This is a genomic window from Candidatus Desulforudis audaxviator MP104C, from assembly GCF_000018425.1.
In the GTDB taxonomy this organism is placed as follows: domain Bacteria; phylum Bacillota; class Desulfotomaculia; order Desulfotomaculales; family Desulforudaceae; genus Desulforudis; species Desulforudis audaxviator.
In genome coordinates, this window is sequence record NC_010424.1 from 1,676,232 (window position 1) to 1,697,774 (window position 21,543).

Here is a 21,543-nt window from a genome sequence, read left to right on the forward strand (position 1 = left end):
TTTGCACAAACAGTCCTAGTCCACAGTCTGGTCCCGTACCAGATTCCCATCGATGTAGGATTGAATCCGGGCCCTTCCATAGTACCGCACCGTCCAGGCAACCCGCTCTCCGGACTCGTACTCGCCCACGTGCGCTTCACGCTCTCCGTGAAGGTCGGTGACCACGATCCGAAGGACGTGCGTCCGGCCGTCATTGGGCATCGACGCGTAAACCACCACGGACCGTTCTTCCGGTCCGGGCCCCTTGCTGACTGTAAGCTTGACTTCACTGAGTTCGCTGACCTCCGCACCTCCCCGGGGATCCTGGGCGATCACCCGCCCCGCGGGGTACTCATGACTCTGCCTCTCGCGCACATCGGGTGCCGCAAGCAGTCCGGCCGCAGCGAGCTTCGCCCGGGCCGCGCCCTCTTCCTCCCCGATCAGGTCGGGGACGACAATCAACACGGGATCCGGTGCCTTGCTGATCACCAGCCGTATCTCGCCACCCTTGGGATGGGCCGCGTTCGGTCCGGGTTCCGTCCGGATCACCGTACCCGAAGGAGACAATTCGTCGGTGATCTCCTTCTCCTCTCCGATCACAAAGCCGGCGGCCTCCAGGCGCGCACGGGCCTCGTCCCGGGTCCGGCCCCTGACGTCCGGCACGCGGATCATCTCCGGACCGCGGCTTACCGTCAGAAAGATCACCCGTTGCTGTTTTACCCGGCTTCCCTGCTTCACATCCTGCCTGATGACCATACCCGGTTCTTCCGTGCTGTACTCCTCCGACACCGAGGCCCTTAGACCCACCCGCTCTAGTTCGCGCTGCGCGTCGGCCAAGAGCAGGCCCTCCACGCCGGGGACCTCCACCTCGGGCACGTGCAAATAGGCGCGCAAGCCGAAGAATCCGCCGACCGTCAGGCCGATCACGGCCACGATGATGCTGACGAGCGCCCAGTTGCTCAGTCGTTTCCGGGGCACTCGCACCGGTTCGTACACCTGGGTCGAAGAGTCGGCCAGCTCCCCGTCTTCGCCGCCGCCGGTTTTGATGGATTTCAGTTCCCGGGCCATTTCCCGGGCTGAAGCGTAGCGGTCGATGGGGATCTTGGCCATGGCCCTCCGGACGATCCGGTCAAATTCCGGGTTTACGGCCGGATTGCGCTCCTTCAGGGACGGAACGTCGTCCTGGATATGTTTTAAAGCCACCGAAACCGGGTTGCCCCCGTTGAAAGGGACGGAGCCGGTGAGCATCTCGAACAGCACGACCCCCAGGGCGTAAATGTCGGACTGCGCGTCGGCCGTGTCGCCCCGGGCCTGCTCCGGCGAGATGTAGTGCACCGAACCCACCAGGCTTTTCGTCTGTACCAGGGTGGCGGCATTGCTCTCCCTGGCGATTCCGAAGTCGGCGAGCTTCGCCTGTCCGTCCCTGGTGATCAGGATATTGTGGGGCTTGACGTCCCGGTGAATGATCTTCTGGTAGTGGGCATGCTCCAGGGCATCACATATCTGGCGGGCGATGGCGACCACCCGGTGCGGCGCCAGGGGGCCTTCCCGCTTAATCACCGTTTTCAAGTCTTCCCCGTCCACGTATTCCATCACCAGGTAGTGCCTGTCCCCCTCGCGGCCGACGTCGTAGACATTCACGATATTGGGGTGGGACAGGCTGGCCACCGCCTGGCCTTCACGGTGGAAACGGGCCACAAACTCTTCATCGGCGTTCAATTCGGACCGGAGCACCTTAACCGTTACCGGGCGCTGCAGCAGGGAATCATAGGCCTTGAACACTTCGGCCATGCCGCCAACGCCCAGCTTTTCGGTTATTTCATAGCGGTTTCCCAGGACTTTGCCGATCATGTTTCTTACAGCACCACCAAAATGAGGGTAATGTTATCGCTGCCGCCCTGTTCCAGAGCCAGGCGCACCAGTTCCCGGACCGCCTGATCGGGATCGCCGTATCCTGCAACCACCGCCTGGATGGCAGCGTCGGAAACCATGTTGGTGAGCCCGTCGGTGCAAAGGAGTACCCGGTCGCCGGCCTGAAGCGGCACACGCAAAAGGTCGATTTCAAGCTGCTCCCCCGTCCCCAGGGCCCGGCTCAATACGTTCCGGTACGGGTGTCCCGGCACCTCCTCGGCCGTGATCCGGCCCTCGTTCAGCAGTTCCTGGACCACCGAGTGATCCTCGGTCAGCTGAAAGATTTCCCCCGCCCGCACCAGGTACACGCGACTGTCGCCCACGTGTGCCAGGATCAAGCCTTCTTCGGCAATAAGGCAGGCCGACAGGGTGGTTCCCATGCCGTTACATCTATTACTTCGACACGATTCCTCAAATACCTGGCGGTTGGCGGCCTCGACGGCGTACAGGAGCGCATTGCCGGTTTCCTCACCCTGCTGCACCAGTTCCTGAAATTGCTCCTCCAATACGGTCAAAGCCAGCCGGCTGGCCACCTCTCCGGCCTGGTGTCCGCCCATCCCGTCCGCCACGGCGAACAGGCCGAGCGCCTCGTTCACCCGGTGGTTGTCCTCGTTGTTGGGCCTGACCAGCCCGGTGTCGGTGACCGCGCTCCACCGCATTTTCTTCACTCCTCCACGGCTTTCGTCCGGTGACGCCGCCGCAATTGACCGCAGGCCGCCCCGATGTCGGCCCCCAATTCACGGCGCAGGGAAACCGGTACTCCGCCTTCTTCCAAAACCCGCCGGAAGGTCCGGACGGCTTCCGGGCTAGGGGCCCGGTAGCCGCTTTCCGGCACCGGGTTCGCCGGGATAAGGTTTACGTGCCCCAAAAGCCCCGTCAAGAGGTCGGACAGTTCCCGGGCCAACTCGGGCGAGTCGTTCACGCCCCCCAGCAGAATGTACTCGAAGGACACCCGGCGTCCGGTCCGGCGCGCATATTCCGCACAGGCCGGTATGAGCTGCTCCAGGGGATACTTGCGGTTCACCGGTACCAGCGTGTCGCGCAACGCGTTGTTCGGCGCGTGCAACGAGATCGCCAGCGTTAAGGCCAGCCGTTCCCGGGCCAGCTTCTGGATCTCGGGCACCAGGCCGCACGTCGAGAGAGTAATCCGCCGCTGGCTCAAACGCAATCCATAAGGGGCCGTCACGTTGGCGACAAACTTCAGGGTGTTTTCGTAATTGTCCAAGGGTTCCCCCATCCCCATCAGCACCACGTGTGTCACCGGCTCGCCTGAAGCCCTCCGGACGGCCAGTACCTGTTCATACAGTTCACCCGACCGCAGGTTGCGTATCCAACCCCCCAGGGCCGAGGCACAGAACCGGCAGGCCATGCGGCAGCCGACCTGACTGGAAACGCACACCGTCCGGCCGTAGTCATGGCGCATCAGCACCGTTTCGACGGCGTGGCCGTCATCCAGCCCGAGCAGGTATTTCACCGTGTCCCCTGCCGCCGAAACCCGGGAGTCCAGCACCTCCAGGCGACCCACCACCGCCTCCCCGGCCAGCCGTTTACGGAACCCGGCCGGGAGGTTGGTCATTTCCGCCAGGGAAAGCGCCCCCTGTTTGAAAACCCATTCGGCCAACTGCCGCGCCCGGTACCGCGGTTCGCCGTAACGGGCCGTCAGCGCTTCCAGTTCGCTCAGTGTCAGATCCTTTAAATCAATTATATCCGCTCACACCTCGGACTTCGCACTTCTCCCTATCGCTCCCAAGCGGCGGCTCCACCGCCTACTACAGATGCCTCCGCCGCATCCGCGCGATGAAAAACCCGTCCATCCCTTCGTGCGTGTGCGGGAAAATCTCCAGGTAACCCCGCGCCATCTGCTCCTCTCCCAATCCGGCCGGCAAAAACGGCCGTAAGTTCTCCAGCAAAAAGTCAGGGTGGTGCGCCAGAAAGCTTTGCACCTGGCCAAGGTTCTCTTCGTAGGTGATCGTGCAGGTGCTGTAGACAAGCACCCCCCCTGCCCGGACACACTGGGCGGCCCCGGCCAAGATCGCTTCCTGCAACCGGACCAGACCGGTAATCTGGCCCGGTTCCTTGCGCCACCGGGCGTCGGGTCTCCGGCGGAGCACACCCAAGCCGGAACACGGAGCATCGACCAGCACGAAGTCGGCCCAGCCCTCAAACTCACCCGGAAGATCCCGGGCATCCAGAAGCTCTGTCTCCACGTTGTCGATGCCCAGCCGGCGGCAGTTGTCGCTCACCAGTTTCAGCTTGTGCTGGTGAATGTCCAGGGCCTTGATAATACCCTCATTTTCCATCAGTTGGGCCAGGTGGGTGGTTTTCCCCCCCGGTGCGCTGCAGGCATCCAGTATCCGGACACCCCGTGCCGGGTTTACGGCGTGGGCGACCAGCATGGAACTCTCGTCCTGAATCTGAAACAGTCCCTGTTGAAAAGACGGCAGCGCGCGCATGGACACAAAACCGCCGATCTCCAGTCCTTCCGGCGCAAAGCGCGTCTTCCGCACGGTTAGTCCTTCTTGTTCCAGCCGGACCGCCAGGGAATCCCGGTCCACGCGCAGGGTGTTAACGCGGATGGTGTTCGGGGGAATGGTATTGTTGGCCTGGCACAGGGCGATGGTTTCTTCCGGACCCAACTCGGTCAGCCAGCGTTTCACCAGCCAGGTGGGGTGAAAGTACTTCAGGCTGATATGGGTGACAAGGTCGGTTTCCGGATCCGGAAACTGGAGTTCGTCCTTGTGGCGGGCCACGTTGCGCAGCACCCCGTTCACAAAACGGGCCGTCCCCGGGGTGCCGTATTTCTTGGCCAGTTCTACGGCCTCGAAGCATGCAGCCCCAGCCGGAACTTTGTCCATGTAGAAAAGCTGGTAAGCCCCTAGACGCAGGATGTTGCGGCTCCAGACCGTCTGGTCTCCCAAGGGTTGCTGCAGATAGCGTGACACTATCCAATCCAGGGTGTTTAAGGTGCGCAGCGTCCCATAGGCTAACTCGGTGGCAAAGGCCCGGTCCAGCTTGGACGGGCGGAATTCCTCCAGGGCCCGGTTAAGGGCGAGGTTGGCGTAGGCGCCGTCGGCCTCCACCGCCTTCAGAACGTGCAACGCGATCTCTCTTGCCGATACTTCCGCCATCAGATCCCCTCGATAAGTGTTGATCGTTCGGCCCGGATTCCGCCCGCCCGAGCAAAGTGCCTGCAGGCATACGGTATCCGCGCAGAAAATCTTCGGCCCGAACCCGACGGCGACCGGCCGGCTGGACCTCAAGGAGGCGCACCGCACCGGCACCCGTACTTACGACCAGACCGCGCACCGGATCGGCCAGCAGAACCTGCCCAGGCCGCCCCCCGTCCCGGTCTCCCGCAATCTCGGCCCGCCAGACTTTCAGAACCCGGCCGTTCAACATGGTATGGGCCCCGGGCCATGGGTCGAGGCCCCGCACCTGGTTCTTGATCTCCTCCGCGGTCCGGGTCCAATCGATGACCTCGTGCTCCCTGCGGAGCGGCGGCGCATAGGTCGCCCGGGACTCGTCCTGCGGCCGGGGAACCAGCTCCCCCGCCGTCAACCGGTCCAGGGTTCGCACTAAAAGGACCGCTCCCAGTTCGGCCAGTCGGTCATGAACCACACCAAAATTATCATCCGGACCGATCGCCGTTTTCTCCTGCAGGAGAATGTCACCGGTATCCAATCCCTCGTCCATCAGCATCGTGGTCACCCCGGTTTCCGGTTCGCCGTTCATCACCGCCCAGTGGATCGGCGCGGCACCCCGGTACCGAGGCAGAAGCGAGGCATGTACGTTCACACAACCCAACCGCGGGATGTCCAGAACCATGCCCGGTAATATCCGGCCGAAGGCTACCACCACAATGAAGTCCGGTCTTAACTCCCGAATGAGGTCTACGAACACGTGGTCGCGGATGTTCATGGGTTGCAGGATCTCGAGCCCTTGTTTGAGGGCGTACGCCTTCACCGGACCGGGGGCGAGCTTATTTCCCCGGCCCCGCGGCCGGTCGGGCTGAGTGACCACACGCAGCACCCGAAACTCCGATTCCACCAAGGCCCGGAGCGAAGGCACGGCGAAATCCGGCGTACCCATGAACACCAAGGCCGGCTTCCTGAAGCTGTTCATTCCTTTCTCTTGTATATCGTAGTCGCCCGGTCCAGAAACACGATCCCGTCCAAGTGGTCGATTTCGTGCTGGAAGGCCCGGGCGGTGAACCCCTCAACGAGGTACGCCACCTGTTTTCCCTCCAGGTTATACCCCCGCACGGTCAGGCACATCCGGCGCTCCACCTGCCCCCAAACTCCCGGAACGCTCAGGCAGCCTTCCTCGGCCGTTTCTTTGTCGCCCTCCAGCCTCACGATTTCCGGATTGATGAGCACGATCGGGTTCTTCTCAGGGTCTTCGACCACGATCACCCGTTTGGACACCCCGATCTGGGGTGCGGCCAATCCCACGCCCCCACTCCGGCGCATTGTGTCCACCAGGTTCACCGCCAGTCGTTCAATCTGCGGGGTGATCTTCCGGACTTCGCGGGCCTTTTCCCGAAGGATCGGGTCCGGATATTGGACTATCTGGAATACCGCCAAGATACCACTCCTAAGAGAGACCAGAATTCAGAATGGGGAAACAGAGAACCTAAATCTGATGACACCAAAGGTCTTCCTGATAGCTAGTTTAGCACAGAATCTATAATTCTGAATCAGAAAACCAGGAACCAGGCTGACTGACCAGACCCAAGGTCGCTACAACGGTACGGTTTGTGCTCACGAAGCCGATCAAAAGAGGCTCTGGGGGTCGATATCAATCCCCACCAGCACCTTGTTTCTTCCCCCGGCCTCAAATTTGTCGAGCGTCTCCACCAACAGCATACGCAGTTCCTTACGTTTGGGCGCCTTCAAAATCAGGTGCCGGCGGTAGTAGTCCTTGATCCTCGCCACGGGCGGCGGAGCCGGACCCATCACCTGAATCCGCCCGTCTTCGGGAAGTGCCAGAAGCTCCCGAAACTGTTGCGCCGCTTGCTCCACTTGAGACTCCCGCCGCCCCCGGAAGAGCACCCGGGCCAGCGTCGTAAAGGGCGGGTAGCCCATCTCACGGCGCAAAGCCATTTCCCGGATGAAGAACAGTTCGTAGTTCTGGCTGGTCGCCGCCTGAATACTGTAATGGTCGGGGTGGTAAGTCTGCACGACCACCTCACCCGGCACAGGACCCCGCCCTGCCCTTCCCGCCACCTGGGTGACCAGTTGGAAAGTACGCTCGGCGGATTGGTAATCCGGCAAAAGCAGCGTGGTATCGGCATTCACCACGCCGACCAGCGTCACCCCGGGCAGGTCCAGACCCTTGGCGATCATCTGCGTACCGATCAAAATGTCTGCCTGTCCCTCGCGAAAGCTGTCCAGTAGCCGGTCGTGGCTCCGCTTTCCGGTCACGGTATCCCCATCCAGGCGCACCACCCGCGCCCCGGGGAAAAGCCGTTGTGTCTCCTCCTCCACCCTTTGGGTGCCTGTGCCGAACCGGCTCAAGCGTTCGCCGCCGCAGACCGGGCAGGCCGCCGGCAGGTTCCTCCGGTAACCACAGTAGTGGCAGTGCAGGGACCCGTCCCGGTGATAGGTTAGGCTGATTGCACAGTGCGCGCAGGACAAAGCCTCGCCGCACGCCCGGCACAGCACGATGGTCGCCAGGCCGCGCCGGTTCAGAAACAAGAGCACTTGTTGCCCCTGATCGAGTTTTTCCCTTATTCTGCCCGCCAGATAACGGCTGAAGACGTGCCGGTTTCCGGCCTGGAGTTCCTCCCGCAGGTCGACCACCCGGACCTGCGGCAGGGACCGGCCGTCCACCCGGCTGGTGAGTTTCAAGAGTTGGTGCTGTTGGCCGGTCAAGGCCCTGGCGTAGGTGCGCAGGGCCGGCGTAGCCGAGCCAAACACCACCACCGCCTTCGAAAGCGCGGCCCGCGCCCGGACCACGTCCCCGGTCAGGTAACGGGGTGCCTCTTCCTGTTTATATCCGGGCTCGTGCTCCTCGTCAAGCACAAAGAGACCGATGTTCTGCAGCGGGGCAAAAACCGCCGACCGGGCCCCGACCACTATGGGTGCTTCCCCGCGGAAGATCCGGTTCCATTCGTCGTAACGCTCCCCGGCCCCCAGCCGGGAGTGCAGGACGGCCACGAGGTCACCGAAACGGGCTTTGAACTGGTGAATTAATTGGGTGGCCAGCGTGATTTCCGGGACGAGTACCAGAACCTGCCGGCCCTGTACCAGGGCTCCAGCCGCCGCCCGCAGGTAAATCTCGGTTTTCCCGCTGCCGGTGACCCCGTGCAGCAAAAAGAATTCCTTTCGCTGGGCCTGGAAACCCTTTTCAATCGCTTCCAGGGCTCTCAGTTGCTCGCCGGTCAGGCGGGGAAGCTCGGTTATGGTCTGGCTGACCGGGTAGGGATTTCTGGCCACCGAGCGCCGTGAGGTGGTCAACACGCCCTTCTCCAGCAACCGGGCCACGACCACGGGAGTGACGCCGGACAGGGCGGCCACCTGCGCCCGCGTCAGGCCGGGATGCTCCCGGACTGTGCGCCACACCTGCCGCTGCTTGGGCGTCAACCTCTCCTGGTCGGCCGAACCTCCTCCGGGAGCGGCGTACACTCCTTCCTCGTAACGCGGTCCCGCCCCGCGCGACGGGGCGGCGATACATTGCAGGGCCTGGGCCGTGGTGCACAGGTACCGCTCCGCCATCCAGCGGGCCAGGGTATACAGTTCATGTGTAAAAGCCGGTTGCGAGCTTAAGACATCCAGAATGTCTTTCACCTGTTCCACGGCCGCCTGGGAACGAAAGCCCACCACATACCCGGCCAACTGGCGCCGCCCGAACGGGACCAGCACCCGTGAGCCCAGGCAAAGCTCGGTCCGAAATCTCTCCGGTACTGCGTAGTGGTAAACCTGGTCCACCCGGGATAGCGGCAGGTCAACCACTATCTCGGCGTAGGCCCGTTCAGGCATGACCCCCGCCCCCCCCTGAGTGTCAGTACCCGGTCCAGCAGGTGCCAGGCCACCTCGTACTTGTCCATCTCCGGCAGTTGTTCCGACCGGCCGTCTGGATATGCGAAGACCACCGTATTGGTCGGCACGTCGAACCCTGCCCCCGGCTGGGCCACATCATTCCCGACCATCAGGTCGACACCTTTCCGGCGTGCCTTTTCCAGGGCCGCCGGCCGGGGATCGCCCGTTTCGGCCGCAAATCCGACCACCACCTGCCCCGGCTTTCTGGCCCGGGAAGCAATGTCAGTCAGAATGTCCTCGTTCGGCACCAGGGTCAACATCAGGACCCCATCCCGCTTCTTGAGCTTGTCCGGAGAAACCGCGGCTGGTCGGTAATCGGCAACCGCCGCCGCCATCACCAGAACATCGCTTTCGGGGAAGTGTTCTTTCACCGCCGCCGCCATCTCCGCAGCCGTGGTAACCGGCACCAGGCCCACACCGCCCGGAACCGGGAGACTGCTTGGGCCGCTGACCAGCACCACCGCGGCGCCACGGTCCCGTGCCGCGCGGGCCACGGCATAACCCATCCGGCCCGAACTCCGGTTGGTTAGATAGCGCACCGGGTCCAAGGGTTCACGGGTCGGTCCGGCCGTAACCAGCACGCGTAAACCCGCAAAGTCGTTCTTTCCGCGCAGGAGCCCGGTAATTCGCTCCATGATCAATTCAGGTTCGGCCAGGCGCCCCCGGCCCTCGTCGCCGCAGGCCATCCGGCCGCTCTCCGGCCCGCAGAAACTGTAGCCCGCCGCTTCAAGGGCTCTGATATTCTTCTGGACAATCGGGTTGTCAAACATGGCCGGGTTCATTGCCGGACAAAACAGCACCGGACCGCGAAAGGCCAGGATCAACGTGCTTAAGAGGTCATCGGCCAGTCCGGAAGCAGCTTTCCCGATAATGTTTGCCGTCGCCGGCGCGATCGCCAGGAGGTTTCCCGCACGCGCGAGTTCCAGGTGGGTCAGCACCCCGCCCCGCGCGTCGAACATGTCGGTGTGCACCGGGCGGCCCGTAAGGGCCTCCAGCGTCAAGGGCGAGATGAATTCGCGGGCCGCCCGGGTCATTACCACGTGCACTTGAGCCCCGTGTCTGACCAGTCGGCCCGCGATGTCTGCCGCCTTATAGGCGGCGATACTTCCCGTGATCCCCAGGATCACCTTTTTCCCGGCCAGCAAGAAGACTGCCCCCCAAACCGTACCCCGCCGGTTCTTAAATTAGTGAAAGTAGTGAAAGGGTTACTTGGGCCCCTGCTTGAGCACCTTGAAACGCACTTTATTATTTGCGATCTCCTCCAAAGCCTGGGTAACAGGCTTGGTGGTGGGAACGAGCACCCCCTGCCGGTTCTGTTCGGTTAGGACGCGGGCTCGTTTCGCCGCAACCACTACCAGCGTGTAGCGGCTGTCCGCCTTCTTGATCAGTTCGTCCAGCGAAGGTTCGTTCAGCAATCGGTAGCCACTCTCCTCAAAGCGTAAGAAAGAAATTCCCCGCCACCATCCTTTGACCTAAGTAACGACCCCTAGGCCCGCAAAATACACGGGCCGGCACTTTTCGGCGACCATAATCGCCTCGACTTTGCACACCGCGTCCTCAACTTGGTCGTTCACAACCACATAGTCGTACTTGGGAACCGCCTGCAGTTCGGTCCGGGCCCACTCCAGCCGCCTGGCAATCTGTTCCTCGGAATCCTTCGCCCGTCCGCGCAGCCGGCGCTCGAGTTCCGCCGGGGACGGCGGCCAGACAAAGATTAAAACCGCCCCGGGTGTTCTTTCCTTCACCTGCAAGGCCCCTTGGACGTCGATTTCCAGGATCACGTCGCGGCCCGACTCAAGCATCCGGGCCACCGGCGCGCGCGGTGTGCCGTAATAGTCCCCGTATACCTCGGCCCACTCCAGGAGTTCGCCCCGGGCGATCATCTCCCGGAAACGCTCTGGGGTCGTAAAGTAATAGTGCACCTGATCGACTTCGCCGGCCCGCGGTGACCGGGTCGTAGCCGAAATGGAAAGGCTGATCCGGTCATTCCGGCGGCAAAGCACCTCACAGATGGTACCCTTGCCAACCCCTGAGGGGCCGGAAACAACGACCAGGAGTCCCCGCACTCCTCCCGCGCCCCCCTAATCCTTGCCGTTGTCACCGTGATGGTGATGGTGGGCTTGTTCCATCTTGCTTACCAGCCTGTGGGCCACCGTTTCGGGTTGGACCGCGGAGAGGATTACGTGATCACTGTCGGTGATGATCACCGCACGCGTTCTCCGGCCGTACGTGGCGTCGATCAGCATTCCCCGGTCTCTGGCCTCCGTGATCATGCGCTTGATCGGCGCGGATTCCGGGCTCACGATGGCCACGATGCGGTTGGCGGACACGATGTTGCCGAACCCGATGTTGATCAGTCTGATTTCCAAGAGCGGACCCCCCTTATTCTACTCAATATTTTGAACCAGCTCGCGCGCCTTTTCCAGTTCACTCTTGAAATCCACGACTAGGCCCGCGATAAACTCGTCCTGTGCCTTGGAACCGACGGTGTTAACCTCCCGGATTATCTCCTGTATCAGAAAATCCAGCTTGCGTCCCACCGCCTCATTGGCTTCCAGCATGCCCCGCAGTTGGGCCAGATGGCTCAAAAGACGCACCAGTTCCTCGGAAACATCCACCCGCTCGGCGAAGAAGGCCACTTCCTGGGCCAGACGTGCCGGGTCAACTATTGGTTCCCTCGTCAACTCTTCGATCCGCCGGTGCAACCGCACCTGATAATTCTGAACCATACCGGGAACGCGAACAGAGATGGCCTCAACCAGGGTGGCCAACCGGGTCACCCTTTCCGCCAAGTCGGCCCGTAAAGCTGCGCCCTCAATCTCCCGCATGGCGACCAACCCCCGGCAGGCCTCGTGCAGGGCCCTCTCGATCGCGGGCCACCACTCCTCCGGGTCTCCGCCGGACTCGTCCACCATAAAAACCCCTGGTTGGGAAAGAACATGCTCCATCTTGATCTCGTCAGATAAACCAAGATGGTCCTTAATTTCGTTCATTGCCTTATAATATGCCACAGCCAGTGTCTTGTCAACTTTTACCGTATGGCCCTGTTTCTCACCCTCTTCCACCAAGCAGTAGACATCGACCCGACCCCTGTTTACGTATTCCTGCACGCACTTTCGAACCCGGTCCTCCAGAACGGCCATGTACCGGGGCAGCCTCAAGACCACCTCCCGGTAACGGTGATTTACAGCCTTGATCTCTACCGTAAAACGTCTTTCCAGGTATTGGGCCTCACCGCGCCCGAATCCGGTCATACTGCGCAGCAAATCTACACCACCCGAGCATATTCTTGGCTAAAAATACCTCAAATATTTTCTACCTGGTCGTGGCAAATCCCTGCCTTACAACAAAGAAAAAGTACGGTTTTTAACGTGAAATGCCGTACTTACGATTATTTTTATTTATTTCCTCTCAATACATAACATAACGGGAGGCGCCTATTTCTCCTCCTCCACTTCCGCGTCGGTCACCACCTGAACTCCGTTTAAGGACAAAACGTCCACTTTCCCGCGTGCCCGTCTTTTGACATAAGCCCGGAGTTCCTTCAGTTCCTCAAAGAGGCGGGACGGCCGGTTCGGCTCCCCGGCCTTATCCGAAGCCGGCGGTTTTTTCTCCACCGGCCCGGTTTCGAGATCGGGCGGCCGCGGTTGAACCCGGGCTTCAACCTGCATCTCCAAAACCACCGTTAACTCTTCCTCCGACGCCGCACAACTAACCCCGGTTACACGTATGTCGGCGCCGGTCATCGGCGAACTTCCTTTATCCAGACCGGGAACAGGTAGCCATTCCCGAAAAGATTCGGTCCGGTAACGTGTGTAGTGGTGCACCCTGTGGTGGTTACCCTCAGCCAGATTGAGCTCCAGGTCGTAGGTGCCGAACACCAGTATCTCCTGCTTGGCCGTTATCGCGTGGTCATAGTCAACCCGCAAAAAATTGCAGTCCAAGATTTTCTGGTGAGCCCTGAGACCCAGGGACAGCCGGTAACGTTGCGACCTGGTAAACCTGATAACGTTATCCATAGTACCCCCCCTGCCGCTGCTATACTATGTCTCCGTTTCGCGCAAAGTTCGGGCCCCTTGCCGGGAAAAAAAGGAAAGAGCCCCGGAGGGGGCTCAAGCTTCCTCGCGATGAGGCGGTTTCTTGTCGGGAGGCGTTTTTGCCTCCACCCAAATCTGCTCGTGCCGGGTAACCTTGATCAGTACATCCACAATGAATTTCTGTTTGCCCTCGATCACCAGGTTGTTTTTCATCTTGGTGGGAATGAAGGCTGTGCAGTCCTTCACCGCGGCCTCAATGATTTGTACATCGTCTCCGGCGCGAGTGCCGGGAATGTTCACGAACCCGGCAAACTGAATCACTTCTTCGTGAAAGACCACAAAACCGTCCAAATTAATGACCCCGGTCAGTTAGATTCAGAAAGGATTTACCCAACATTCTCCTCGGGCGTTATCAGCCGGCTCGGACGATTACTCTTCTTTTCCATCCGGCCTCAGACCTCTGGCATCCGACCTCCATATTTAGCACGGAGCCAAGCGGCGGCCCCGCCTACCTTAGTCCAACCCGGGCCGCGGGGACCGCCGGCGCAGGCGACATTGCGAAGCGTGGCCAACGGCCCCCGGCGAAGGTGAGGCTAAGCCCTGCCGCCGCCGAGGACGCCACATCACATCCCCGGGGAACGGTCACCATATACTCCTCGGGCGTTATCAGCCGGCTGAACCGGTACACCCCCGATGGCATTCCGCAGGCGGCCCGCAGGGCTCCGAACCAAGCCGCCGGGGACGTCCACGCGAAGCACGGAGCCAAGCGGCGGCCCCGCGGCCCCTATTTGAGAGCCCCCAACAACCCGGCCAGCCGGTCCATGCCTTCACGGATCGTCTCCATGTCCGTGGCGTAAGAAAGCCGGATGTAGTTATCGTCTCCGAAGCCGATTCCCGGTACCACGGCCACCTGCACTTCATCCAGGAGCAGAGCGGCCAACTCGGTGGCGTTTGTCACCGGCCGCCCGCGGTACGCCGCGCCCCAAAACGCTCGTACGTCCGGAAACAGGTAAAAGGCACCGCCCGGGCGAAAACAGGACACCCCGGGTATAGCCGCGAGCCTTTCCAGCATGTAGGTCCGGCGGACGGCGAATTCGGCCACCATGCGGGCGGTTGGTTCCTGGGTCCCGCTTAGCGCGGCGATCGCCGCGGCCTGGGAGATCGAACACGCGTTTGACGTGCTGTGCCCCTGAAGCCTGGTCATCCCCCGGGCCACCGCCTGCGGCATCGCCGCGTAGCCCAGGCGCCAGCCGGTCATGGCATAGGCCTTGGACACCCCGTTGATGAGCACGGTCCGTTCCTTAATTTCAGGACCCAGGGCGGCGATGCTGACGTGCTCGTTATCGTCGTACACCAGCTTTTCGTAAATCTCGTCCGAAATGACGGTCAGGCCGGCCTCCAGGATCACCGGGACCAGGGCCTCCAGTTCGGCCCGGCTATAGACCGCCCCGGTGGGATTGGACGGGCTGTTCAAGACCAGCACTTTGCTCTTTGGACTGAGCGCGGCAGCCAGTTCCCCAGGGGTGAGCTTGAAACCGTTCTCGGCACGGGTGGTCACCAGGCGAACCTCTGCATCCGTCAGCCGGATCTGCTCCAGGTAGCTCACCCAATACGGGGACGGCAGGATCACCTCGTCCCCCGCCTGGCACAAAACCTGAAAGGCATTGTAGAGGGAGTGTTTGGCCCCCGCGGAAACCACGATCTGGTCCGGTTCGTAGTCGAGCCCGTTCTCCCGTTTCAACTTCTCCTGGATAACCTGTTTCAGGGCCGGCATCCCGGCCACCGCCGTGTACCTGGTCATCCCCTGCTCAATCGCCTGCCGCGCGGCCTCCCGGATGTGCTCCGGGGTGTCGAAGTCCGGCTCGCCGGCACCGAAGTTGAGCACGTTCATACCCGCCGCCCGCATTTCCTTGGCCCGGGCGTCGATTGTCAGAGTCGGCGACGGGTTTATTCGCCGGGCCCGTTCCGCCAGTTCCATTCCGGTTCACCCTCCCTTTTTTCACCAAACACGAAACACCGTCTAAAAGGTAACCCGGCCCAGGCACCCGCGCAGCCGCTCCATCGCCTCCACCAGCCGGGGAGTCGGGAGCGTCAGAGAAATCCGGAAGTAGCCTTCTCCGTACGTACCGTAGCCGGTGCCGGGGGTGATAACCACTCCCGCTTTTTCCAGGACCATTTCGGCGAACGACGACGCGTCGTGCCCGGCCGGTACCGGCGCCCAAATGTAAAAGGTCGCCCGGGGCCTCGTCAATCGCCAACCCAGGTCGTTTAACGTGTCCACCACCAGGTCACGCCGCTCCCGGTACATTTCGCAGAGGGACTGCACTCCGTCCTGCGGCCCGTTCAGCGCGGCGATGGCCGCGTACTGCACCACCTGGAAGACCCCGGAGTCCAGGTTGGACTTCAGCCGGCCGAGGGCCTCCACGGCACCGGCGTTCCCGGCCGCCCACCCGGCCCGCCAGCCGGTCATGTTGTAGGTCTTGGAAACCGAGTGGAACTCAATCCCCACTTCCCGGGCCCCCGCGACTTCCAGGAAACTGGGCGGCCGGTACCCGTCGAAGGCGATCTCCGAGTAGGCGGCGTCGTGGCACACCAGGATGCCGTATTCCCGGGCGAAGTCCACCACCCGGGCGAAAAACTCCTTCGAGGCGACCGCCCCGGTGGGGTTGTTCGGGTAGTTGATGAACATCACTTTGGCCCGGCGCGCGGTTTCCGCGGGAATCGCCGCCAAGTCGGGCAGGAAACCGTTCCCGGCGGTCAGCGGCACCGGGTGGGGTATCCCGCCGGCCAGGATGGTACCACCGGCGTAGACCGGGTAACCCGGATCGGGCACCAGCACGACATCCCCGGGGTCCACGAAGCACCAGGGCAAGTGTGCGATTCCCTCTTTCGAGCCGATCAGGGAGACCACCTCCCGCTGGGGATCGAGTTCGACCCCGAAACGGCGCGCGTACCAGTCCGCCACCGCCCGCCGGTAGGCGGGCATGCCGGCTGAACTCGGGTACTGGTGGTTTGCCGGGATTTTCAGTTCTTTCTCCGCCGCCTCGATAATGTGGTCCGGAGTCGGCACGTCGGGGTCACCGATTCCGAGGCTGATCACATCCACTCCCTGGGCCTTTTTGTCGGCGATCAACTGTTCGATCCGGGCGAAAAGGTAGGGCGGCAGATTCCGGATCCGCTTGGCCTCCACAAAAGACACGCAATACTCCTCCTCATCTGAAACCGGGGTCAGACCTTAAAAACTTCAAAGTTCAAGGGGCGGGGACAAATTTATTAAGCTTCCTAAGCTCTGACCCACTTTCCGTCGAACACTTCCTCGGCCGGACCGGACATGTACACCGGCCCCGCGTCGTCCGGCCATTCAATCAGCAGTACGCCCCCGGGCAGCCGCACGTGCACCCTCCGGGCGGTCCGGCCGGTCAATACCCCAGCCACGGCCACCGCACAGGCTCCGGTGCCGCAGGCCGGCGTCGGCCCGACCCCCCGCTCCCAGACCCGTACCGCCACTTCCCCGGGACTCAAGACCTCTACAAACTCTACGTTGGTCCGGGCCGGAAATGCCGGGTGGACCTCCAAAAGCGGACCGTATTTTCGAAACCCGGCGTCGTCCAGGTCCGCACCGAACACCACGCAGTGCGGGTTGCCCATGGAAACGGCCGTCACCATAAACGACCGCTCCCCGGCGTCCAGCACCTCACCGACCACCGGCCCCGCGGGGCCCCGCATGGGAATCTCGGCCCGCTCCAGCCGCGGCCGGCCCATGTCCACCCGCACCGTTTCCCGGTCGCCGTCGAGCAGGATTTCCGGCCGGATCAGCCCGGCCAGGGTCTCCACCTCGAGCTGCGTTTTGGCAACTAGACCGCGCCGGCGGGCGTAAAGGGCCACGCACCGGATGGCGTTGCCGCACATCTCGGGCTCACTGCCGTCCGGGTTGAAGACCCGCATCCGCAGGTCCGCCGCCGCCGAGGGCAGAAGCAGCACCAGCCCGTCCGCGCCCACCCCGAGCCGCCGGTCGCAAACCCGCCGGGCCAGAGCCCCCGGGTCATCCGGAAGGGACTGGCCGAACCCGTTCACAATCACGAAGTCATTGCCCAGACCGTGCATTTTCGTAAATTCCACGCCGGCCACCCCTATGTGGTGATAATCTCCAGCACCAGTTCCGCGCTTTTGATCAGGTCCTCAATCACGATAAACTCTTCTGTGGTGTGCACCTTCTGCATGCCGCAGGAAAGGTTCACCGTCGGCACGCCCAACTCGTTCAGAATATTGGCGTCGCTCCCGCCGCCGGTCTGTTCCAGGCGGGGTTCCAGTCCCAACCGGGACGCGGCCCGCCGGGCGATCTGCACCACCGGGTCTTCCGGGCGCAGCCGGAATGACGGGTACACCAGTTCCACTTCTATTTCCGCCCGCCCCCCCACGCTCTCCGCCCCTTCAGTAAGCAGGCGGCAGATTTCAGCGGTCAGGGCGGCCCGCTTTTCGTCGTCCAGGCTGCGGGTTTCCCCCTCGATATTTACCACTTCCGGAACGATGTTTGTGGCGTGCCCGCCCCTGATCACCCCGATGTTGGCCGTGGTCTCGGGGTCGATCCGCCCGAGCCTCATGGACGCGATGCCCCGGGCGGCAGCTTGAATGGCGTTGATTCCACCTTCCGGGTCGATGCCGGCGTGGGCCGCCCGGCCCCGGACGACGGCCGTGATCCGATCCTGGGACGGGGCCTCGATCACAATCTTCCCCGGCGGTCCGTCACTGTCCAGCACGTACCCGAATTCGGCAGTCACGAGCCCCGCATCCAGGCACTTGGCGCCGACGAGCCCCTGTTCCTCGGCGACCGTAAACAAAAGTTCCAGGGGCAGCGCGGGCAGTCCGCGTTCCCCGAGCACCCGCACGACCTCCAATAGGGCCGCGATCCCGGCCTTGTCGTCGGCGGCGAGGATGGTCTTGCCGTCGCTGTACACCGTGCCGTTTCTCACCTGCGGTTTGACCCGGCAGCCCGGTTCCACCGTGTCCATGTGGGCGCAAAACAGGATGGTGGGACCCTCCCGGGTGCCCGCCCGAAAGACGTACAGGTTGCCCGCCTGACCGTTGACCTGCTCGGCGGCCCGGTCCTCAAACACGCGGCAGCCCAGCCCTTCCAACACGTTCCGGAGATAGTCGGCCACTTCCCGTTCCCGATACGAAGGGCTGTCGATCCGCACCAACTCCAGGAAGGTTTCCAGGCAGCGTTCCCGGTTAACCACTGGCCAGTCTCTCCTCGGCCGGCACACCCTTGAAAGCCGCCCCCAGGGCCGCCCCCTGCTCCAGCGCCCTTTGGTTGGCCGGAATCAGTTTGTGCCGGTGCGCGGGCAGGACTTCTTTCAGCGCCGCCACCGCCGCGGCTACGCTGATCACCCCCGACAGGCCGATATAGGCCCCCAGAACCACGTTGGCCGCCACCCGGACGTCCCCGATCTCCTCGGCCACCCGGTTGGCGTCCACGCCCAGCACCAGGATCCCGGGCCACGGGCGGTAGTTTTTGATCAGCGAACTGTTGTACAAGATAACGCCCCCCGGCACCACCGCGGGGCCGTACTTCTCAAGGGACGGGCCGTTCATCGCAATCAGGACGTTTGGCTCCGTCACCAGGGGGGAGCTGATCTCGGTATCGGAAAGGGTGACCCCGCAGTTGGCCGTGCCGCCCCGCATTTCCGGGCCGTACGAGGGAATCCAGGCCACGTGCAGACCTTCCCGCATCCCGGCGCAGGCCAGGAGTTGGCCCGTGGACAAGATACCCTGGCCCCCGAAACCGGCAATCAGGACTTCCGCAAGCACTTAAACCGCCTCCTCTTCCGCCGGTTTCCGAAACTCGCCCAGCGGGTAAACCGGGAGCATATGTTCCTCCAACCAGGTCAGGGCTTCCAGGGGACTCAAGCCCCAGTTGGTTGGGCAGGTCGACAGCACCTCAACCATGGTGAATCCCAGACCTCTGAGCTGGAATTCAAAGGCTTTTCGGATGGCCCGCCCGGCCTGGATAACGTGCCGCGGGTTGTGTACCGATACCCGGGCGATGTACACTGCCCGGTCAATCGTGCTCAGCAGCTCTGAAACCTTGATCGGCATGCCGGTGTTTTCCACGTCCCGCCCGAACGGGGTGGTAGTGGTTTTCTGCCCTACCAGGGTGGTCGGCGCCATCTGCCCTCCGGTCATCCCGTAAATGGCGTTGTTTACAAAAATAGTGGTGAACTTTTCGCCGCGGGCGGCCGCGTGGATGGTCTCGGCCATTCCAATGGCCGCCAGGTCACCGTCCCCCTGGTAGGTGAACACCACCCGGTCGGGGTGCACCCGCTTGACGCCGGTGGCCACCGCCGCGGCGCGGCCGTGGGCCGCCTGGACCATGTCGCAGTTGAAGTATTCGTACGCGAACACGGCGCAACCCACGGGGCAGACGCCGATGGTTCGAGTCCGCACGCCCAACTGGTCGATGGCCTGGGCCACCAACCGGTGGATGATCCCGTGCGTGCACCCCGGACAGTAGTGCAGGGGTTTATCCGTTAGTGCCTGCGGCCGCTCGAAGATCTTCTTTATCGCCGGTCACCTCCTTGATCCGCTTGACTTCGTTCCAGACCTCCCGCACCGTGGGCACCGTTCCGCCGGGCCGGCCATAGAAATGGACCGGCTTTCGCCCGTTCACGGCGAGCCGCACATCCTCGACCATCTGACCGAGGTTCATCTCGACCACCAGGAAGCCGTCCACCCGAGCCGCGGCCCGGCTGACGGCGTCGTCCGGAAAAGGCCACAGGGTGACGGGTCTGATCAATCCGACCCGCAAGCCCTCGGCGCGGGCCCGGTCCACCACCGCCTTGGCCACCCGGGCCACGGTGCCGAAAGCCACCAGGATCAGGTCGGCATCGTCCAGCCGATATTCCTCGGCGCGCTGCTCCCGCCGCCGGATTTCCTTTTGAACCCGCTCCAGTTCCCGGTTAAAGCGTTCGTTATCTTCGGGCACGATATGCAGGGAACTGATGATGTTCCGCTCCGGCCGGTCTCCCTGCCCGGTGACGGCCCAGGGTTTCTCGGGCAGGATGACCGGTTTCTCCTCGTGCACCGCGACCGGTTCCATCATCTGGCCCAGCACCCCGTCCCCCAGAACGAGGACCGGGTTGCGGTAGGTGTCGGCCAGTTCGAAGGCCAGTTCCATAAGTTCGATGATCTCCGGAACCGAGGACGGGGCCAGCACGATCAGGCGGTAATCACCGTGACCACCGCCCTTGACCGCCTGCAGGTAGTCCCCCTGGGAAGGGGCGATATTCCCCAGTCCTGGGCCGCCCCGCATCACGTTGATGATCACGCACGGCAGGCGGGCGCCCACGAGATATGAGATACCCTCCTGCATCAGGCTGATGCCGGGGCTGGACGAAGAAGTCATCGCCCGCGCCCCCGCCGCTGCCGCCCCGAAAACCATGTTAACCGCCGCCACCTCGCTCTCAACCTGCAGGAAGACCCCGCCGGCCTCGGGCAGGCGCCGGGCCAGGAAATGTACAATTTCTGACTGCGGGGTGATCGGGTACGCAAAGGTATAACGGCAGCCCGCCCGGAGCACACCCTCGGCGAAAGCTTCGTTCCCCCTCATGAGCATCTTAGAAGGCAATTGACTCCCTCCTCGCCGTCGGTCTCTGTACCTTGGCAACCTCGATCACCAGGTCGGGGCACATCCAGGCGCACACCGCGCAACCGGTGCACTGCGCCCCATTGGCAACCATCGCCGGGTGGAAGCCCAGGGAGTTAAAGTGGCTCCCCAGGACGATGATCTTTTTGGGACAGAACTGCACACACAGGCCGCAGCCTTTGCACCGCTCCTCTCGAAAAGTGACGCTGCCCAAACTTATCCATCCCTTTCTAGTTCTATTCCCACGGCGGCCGCATGAAAAGCTTGAGCGGCAGGACCGGCGTCACCGGATCCAGAGCCCGTACCGCCTCCGCAATCTCCGGGCGTACCCCGGTGAAAGCCAGGGGCACCCCGCGCGCCCGCACAACGGAATCCAGCATCCGGCGTCCCGCGATCACGGTCGCCGCTTCCGTCTCCAATCCCAGATTGGTGTTATTCACTAGGTAGTCGATCCGTACCCGGGCCGCACGTTCGACCCGGTCCACCATCCGGTGAATGTCGGTCAAGGTTGCTACTTGAGGCCGGCAGGTGTTGACGACAAAAAAAACGGCATACTGTTCCGCCGGCAAAAAAGGTCGAAAGCGGCCCAGTACCCGGGCGCCGATATCATCGCCCCCCACGTCGAAGACTTCCCGCAGGTCGTCCCGGGCCAGCACGGCGGTAATCGCCGGGGGCAAAGCCGGCACGTCGGCCAGCGACATGTTACCGGGAGGGCACACCACATTCATCCCGCGGGCGGCCAGTTCCGCTTTCACGCGGCGCACGCGGTAATACGGGTTAATCACGTCCAGGTCAACCAGCGCGACCGGAACCTTTTCCGCCAGCACCAGGGCGGTGTTGATCGCCAGTTCGGTCTTGCCGCTTCCCAGGGGACCCACAAAAATGTTGATCCGCTTGTCCGGGTAAAAACATCGGCCCACAAGTCTAACCATTC

Annotated in this window: 23 protein-coding genes; all 23 read right to left on the minus strand. The window is 62.7% G+C overall.

Features of this window, described 5'->3' with window-relative positions:
- Positions 1-15: 15 nt before the first annotated feature.
- On the minus strand, positions 16-1,830 hold the full coding sequence (locus tag DAUD_RS08070; protein ID WP_012302671.1) for a protein kinase domain-containing protein: 1,815 nt from the start codon (positions 1,828-1,830) through the stop codon (positions 16-18).
- A gap of 5 nt (positions 1,831-1,835) precedes the next feature.
- On the minus strand, positions 1,836-2,549 hold the full coding sequence (locus tag DAUD_RS08075) for a Stp1/IreP family PP2C-type Ser/Thr phosphatase (RefSeq protein ID WP_012302672.1): 714 nt from the start codon (positions 2,547-2,549) through the stop codon (positions 1,836-1,838).
- Between the two features lie 5 nt (positions 2,550-2,554).
- The gene (gene rlmN / locus DAUD_RS08080) at positions 2,555-3,595 is read right to left on the minus strand and encodes a dual-specificity RNA methyltransferase RlmN (RefSeq protein ID WP_041570892.1); all 1,041 of its coding nucleotides are present in this window, start codon (positions 3,593-3,595) and stop codon (positions 2,555-2,557) included.
- Between the two features lie 64 nt (positions 3,596-3,659).
- Positions 3,660-5,018: a 16S rRNA (cytosine(967)-C(5))-methyltransferase RsmB gene (gene rsmB, locus DAUD_RS08085; protein ID WP_012302674.1), complete on the minus strand. Its 1,359-nt coding sequence runs from the start codon at positions 5,016-5,018 to the stop codon at positions 3,660-3,662.
- Positions 4,933-6,012 carry a methionyl-tRNA formyltransferase gene (gene fmt / locus DAUD_RS08090; RefSeq protein ID WP_012302675.1) on the minus strand — a complete coding sequence of 360 codons (1,080 nt, stop codon included), beginning with the start codon at positions 6,010-6,012 and terminating at the stop codon, positions 4,933-4,935. The genes rsmB and fmt overlap by 86 nt, the downstream gene beginning before the upstream one ends.
- Positions 6,009-6,473, minus strand: coding sequence for a peptide deformylase (gene def / locus DAUD_RS08095; protein ID WP_012302676.1), 465 nt, complete (start codon positions 6,471-6,473; stop codon positions 6,009-6,011). The genes fmt and def overlap by 4 nt, the downstream gene beginning before the upstream one ends.
- 189 nt (positions 6,474-6,662) lie before the next feature.
- Positions 6,663-8,870 carry a replication restart helicase PriA gene (priA, locus tag DAUD_RS08100; protein WP_012302677.1) on the minus strand — a complete coding sequence of 736 codons (2,208 nt, stop codon included), beginning with the start codon at positions 8,868-8,870 and terminating at the stop codon, positions 6,663-6,665.
- Complete coding sequence (coaBC, locus tag DAUD_RS08105) at positions 8,843-10,075, minus strand: bifunctional phosphopantothenoylcysteine decarboxylase/phosphopantothenate--cysteine ligase CoaBC (RefSeq protein WP_012302678.1); 1,233 nt, start codon at positions 10,073-10,075, stop codon at positions 8,843-8,845. The genes priA and coaBC overlap by 28 nt, the downstream gene beginning before the upstream one ends.
- A 60-nt stretch (positions 10,076-10,135) precedes the next feature.
- Complete coding sequence (gene rpoZ / locus DAUD_RS08110; RefSeq protein WP_012302679.1) at positions 10,136-10,345, minus strand: DNA-directed RNA polymerase subunit omega; 210 nt, start codon at positions 10,343-10,345, stop codon at positions 10,136-10,138.
- Between the two features lie 57 nt (positions 10,346-10,402).
- Entirely contained in the window at positions 10,403-10,996 is a 594-nt protein-coding gene (gmk, locus tag DAUD_RS08115; protein WP_012302680.1) for a guanylate kinase, read from the minus strand.
- Between the two features lie 15 nt (positions 10,997-11,011).
- Positions 11,012-11,299 carry an extracellular matrix/biofilm regulator RemA gene (gene remA / locus DAUD_RS08120; RefSeq protein ID WP_012302681.1) on the minus strand — a complete coding sequence of 96 codons (288 nt, stop codon included), beginning with the start codon at positions 11,297-11,299 and terminating at the stop codon, positions 11,012-11,014.
- An 18-nt stretch (positions 11,300-11,317) separates the two neighbouring features.
- Positions 11,318-12,196 carry a YicC/YloC family endoribonuclease gene (locus DAUD_RS08125; RefSeq protein ID WP_012302682.1) on the minus strand — a complete coding sequence of 293 codons (879 nt, stop codon included), beginning with the start codon at positions 12,194-12,196 and terminating at the stop codon, positions 11,318-11,320.
- A 171-nt stretch (positions 12,197-12,367) separates the two neighbouring features.
- Complete coding sequence (locus DAUD_RS08130; RefSeq protein ID WP_012302683.1) at positions 12,368-12,949, minus strand: hypothetical protein; 582 nt, start codon at positions 12,947-12,949, stop codon at positions 12,368-12,370.
- A 93-nt stretch (positions 12,950-13,042) separates the two neighbouring features.
- Positions 13,043-13,318 carry a hypothetical protein gene (locus DAUD_RS08135; RefSeq protein WP_012302684.1) on the minus strand — a complete coding sequence of 92 codons (276 nt, stop codon included), beginning with the start codon at positions 13,316-13,318 and terminating at the stop codon, positions 13,043-13,045.
- 433 nt (positions 13,319-13,751) lie between these two features.
- The gene (locus DAUD_RS08140) at positions 13,752-14,945 is read right to left on the minus strand and encodes a pyridoxal phosphate-dependent aminotransferase (RefSeq protein WP_012302685.1); all 1,194 of its coding nucleotides are present in this window, start codon (positions 14,943-14,945) and stop codon (positions 13,752-13,754) included.
- Between the two features lie 42 nt (positions 14,946-14,987).
- Complete coding sequence (locus DAUD_RS08145; RefSeq protein ID WP_012302686.1) at positions 14,988-16,166, minus strand: LL-diaminopimelate aminotransferase; 1,179 nt, start codon at positions 16,164-16,166, stop codon at positions 14,988-14,990.
- A gap of 83 nt (positions 16,167-16,249) precedes the next feature.
- The gene (gene dapF, locus DAUD_RS08150) at positions 16,250-17,086 is read right to left on the minus strand and encodes a diaminopimelate epimerase (RefSeq protein WP_012302687.1); all 837 of its coding nucleotides are present in this window, start codon (positions 17,084-17,086) and stop codon (positions 16,250-16,252) included.
- A gap of 11 nt (positions 17,087-17,097) precedes the next feature.
- Positions 17,098-18,204 carry a M20/M25/M40 family metallo-hydrolase gene (locus DAUD_RS08155; RefSeq protein WP_012302688.1) on the minus strand — a complete coding sequence of 369 codons (1,107 nt, stop codon included), beginning with the start codon at positions 18,202-18,204 and terminating at the stop codon, positions 17,098-17,100.
- The gene (locus DAUD_RS08160) at positions 18,197-18,775 is read right to left on the minus strand and encodes a 2-oxoacid:acceptor oxidoreductase family protein (RefSeq protein ID WP_012302689.1); all 579 of its coding nucleotides are present in this window, start codon (positions 18,773-18,775) and stop codon (positions 18,197-18,199) included. The genes DAUD_RS08155 and DAUD_RS08160 overlap by 8 nt, the downstream gene beginning before the upstream one ends.
- Positions 18,776-19,528 (minus strand): thiamine pyrophosphate-dependent enzyme, encoded by a 753-nt coding sequence (locus DAUD_RS08165; protein WP_041570893.1) that lies wholly within the window; start codon positions 19,526-19,528, stop codon positions 18,776-18,778.
- Positions 19,488-20,579, minus strand: a complete 1,092-nt coding sequence (locus tag DAUD_RS08170; protein ID WP_049752597.1) for a 3-methyl-2-oxobutanoate dehydrogenase subunit VorB — start codon at positions 20,577-20,579, stop codon at positions 19,488-19,490. Before DAUD_RS08170 ends, DAUD_RS08165 begins: the two co-directional genes overlap by 41 nt.
- 1 nt (position 20,580) lies before the next feature.
- Complete coding sequence (locus DAUD_RS08175) at positions 20,581-20,823, minus strand: 4Fe-4S dicluster domain-containing protein (protein WP_012302692.1); 243 nt, start codon at positions 20,821-20,823, stop codon at positions 20,581-20,583.
- Positions 20,824-20,845: 22 nt separating this feature from the next.
- Positions 20,846-21,541 carry a hypothetical protein gene (locus DAUD_RS08180; protein ID WP_012302693.1) on the minus strand — a complete coding sequence of 232 codons (696 nt, stop codon included), beginning with the start codon at positions 21,539-21,541 and terminating at the stop codon, positions 20,846-20,848.
- Between the last annotated feature and the right edge of the window lie 2 nt (positions 21,542-21,543).

What these genes read in the sequence shown, in the direction of transcription:
- DAUD_RS08070 (WP_012302671.1), bottom strand. Translation starts at nt 1,830, where the DNA reads ATGATCGGCAAAGTCCTGGGAAACCGCTATGAAATAACCGAAAAGCTG.
- DAUD_RS08075 (WP_012302672.1), bottom strand. Translation starts at nt 2,549, where the DNA reads ATGCGGTGGAGCGCGGTCACCGACACCGGGCTGGTCAGGCCCAACAAC.
- rsmB (WP_012302674.1), bottom strand. Translation starts at nt 5,018, where the DNA reads ATGGCGGAAGTATCGGCAAGAGAGATCGCGTTGCACGTTCTGAAGGCG.
- fmt (WP_012302675.1), bottom strand. Translation starts at nt 6,012, where the DNA reads ATGAACAGCTTCAGGAAGCCGGCCTTGGTGTTCATGGGTACGCCGGAT.
- priA (WP_012302677.1), bottom strand. Translation starts at nt 8,870, where the DNA reads ATGCCTGAACGGGCCTACGCCGAGATAGTGGTTGACCTGCCGCTATCC.
- DAUD_RS08130 (WP_012302683.1), bottom strand. Translation starts at nt 12,949, where the DNA reads ATGGATAACGTTATCAGGTTTACCAGGTCGCAACGTTACCGGCTGTCC.
- DAUD_RS08140 (WP_012302685.1), bottom strand. Translation starts at nt 14,945, where the DNA reads ATGGAACTGGCGGAACGGGCCCGGCGAATAAACCCGTCGCCGACTCTG.
- DAUD_RS08170 (WP_049752597.1), bottom strand. Translation starts at nt 20,579, where the DNA reads ATGCTCATGAGGGGGAACGAAGCTTTCGCCGAGGGTGTGCTCCGGGCG.
- DAUD_RS08180 (WP_012302693.1), bottom strand. Translation starts at nt 21,541, where the DNA reads ATGGTTAGACTTGTGGGCCGATGTTTTTACCCGGACAAGCGGATCAAC.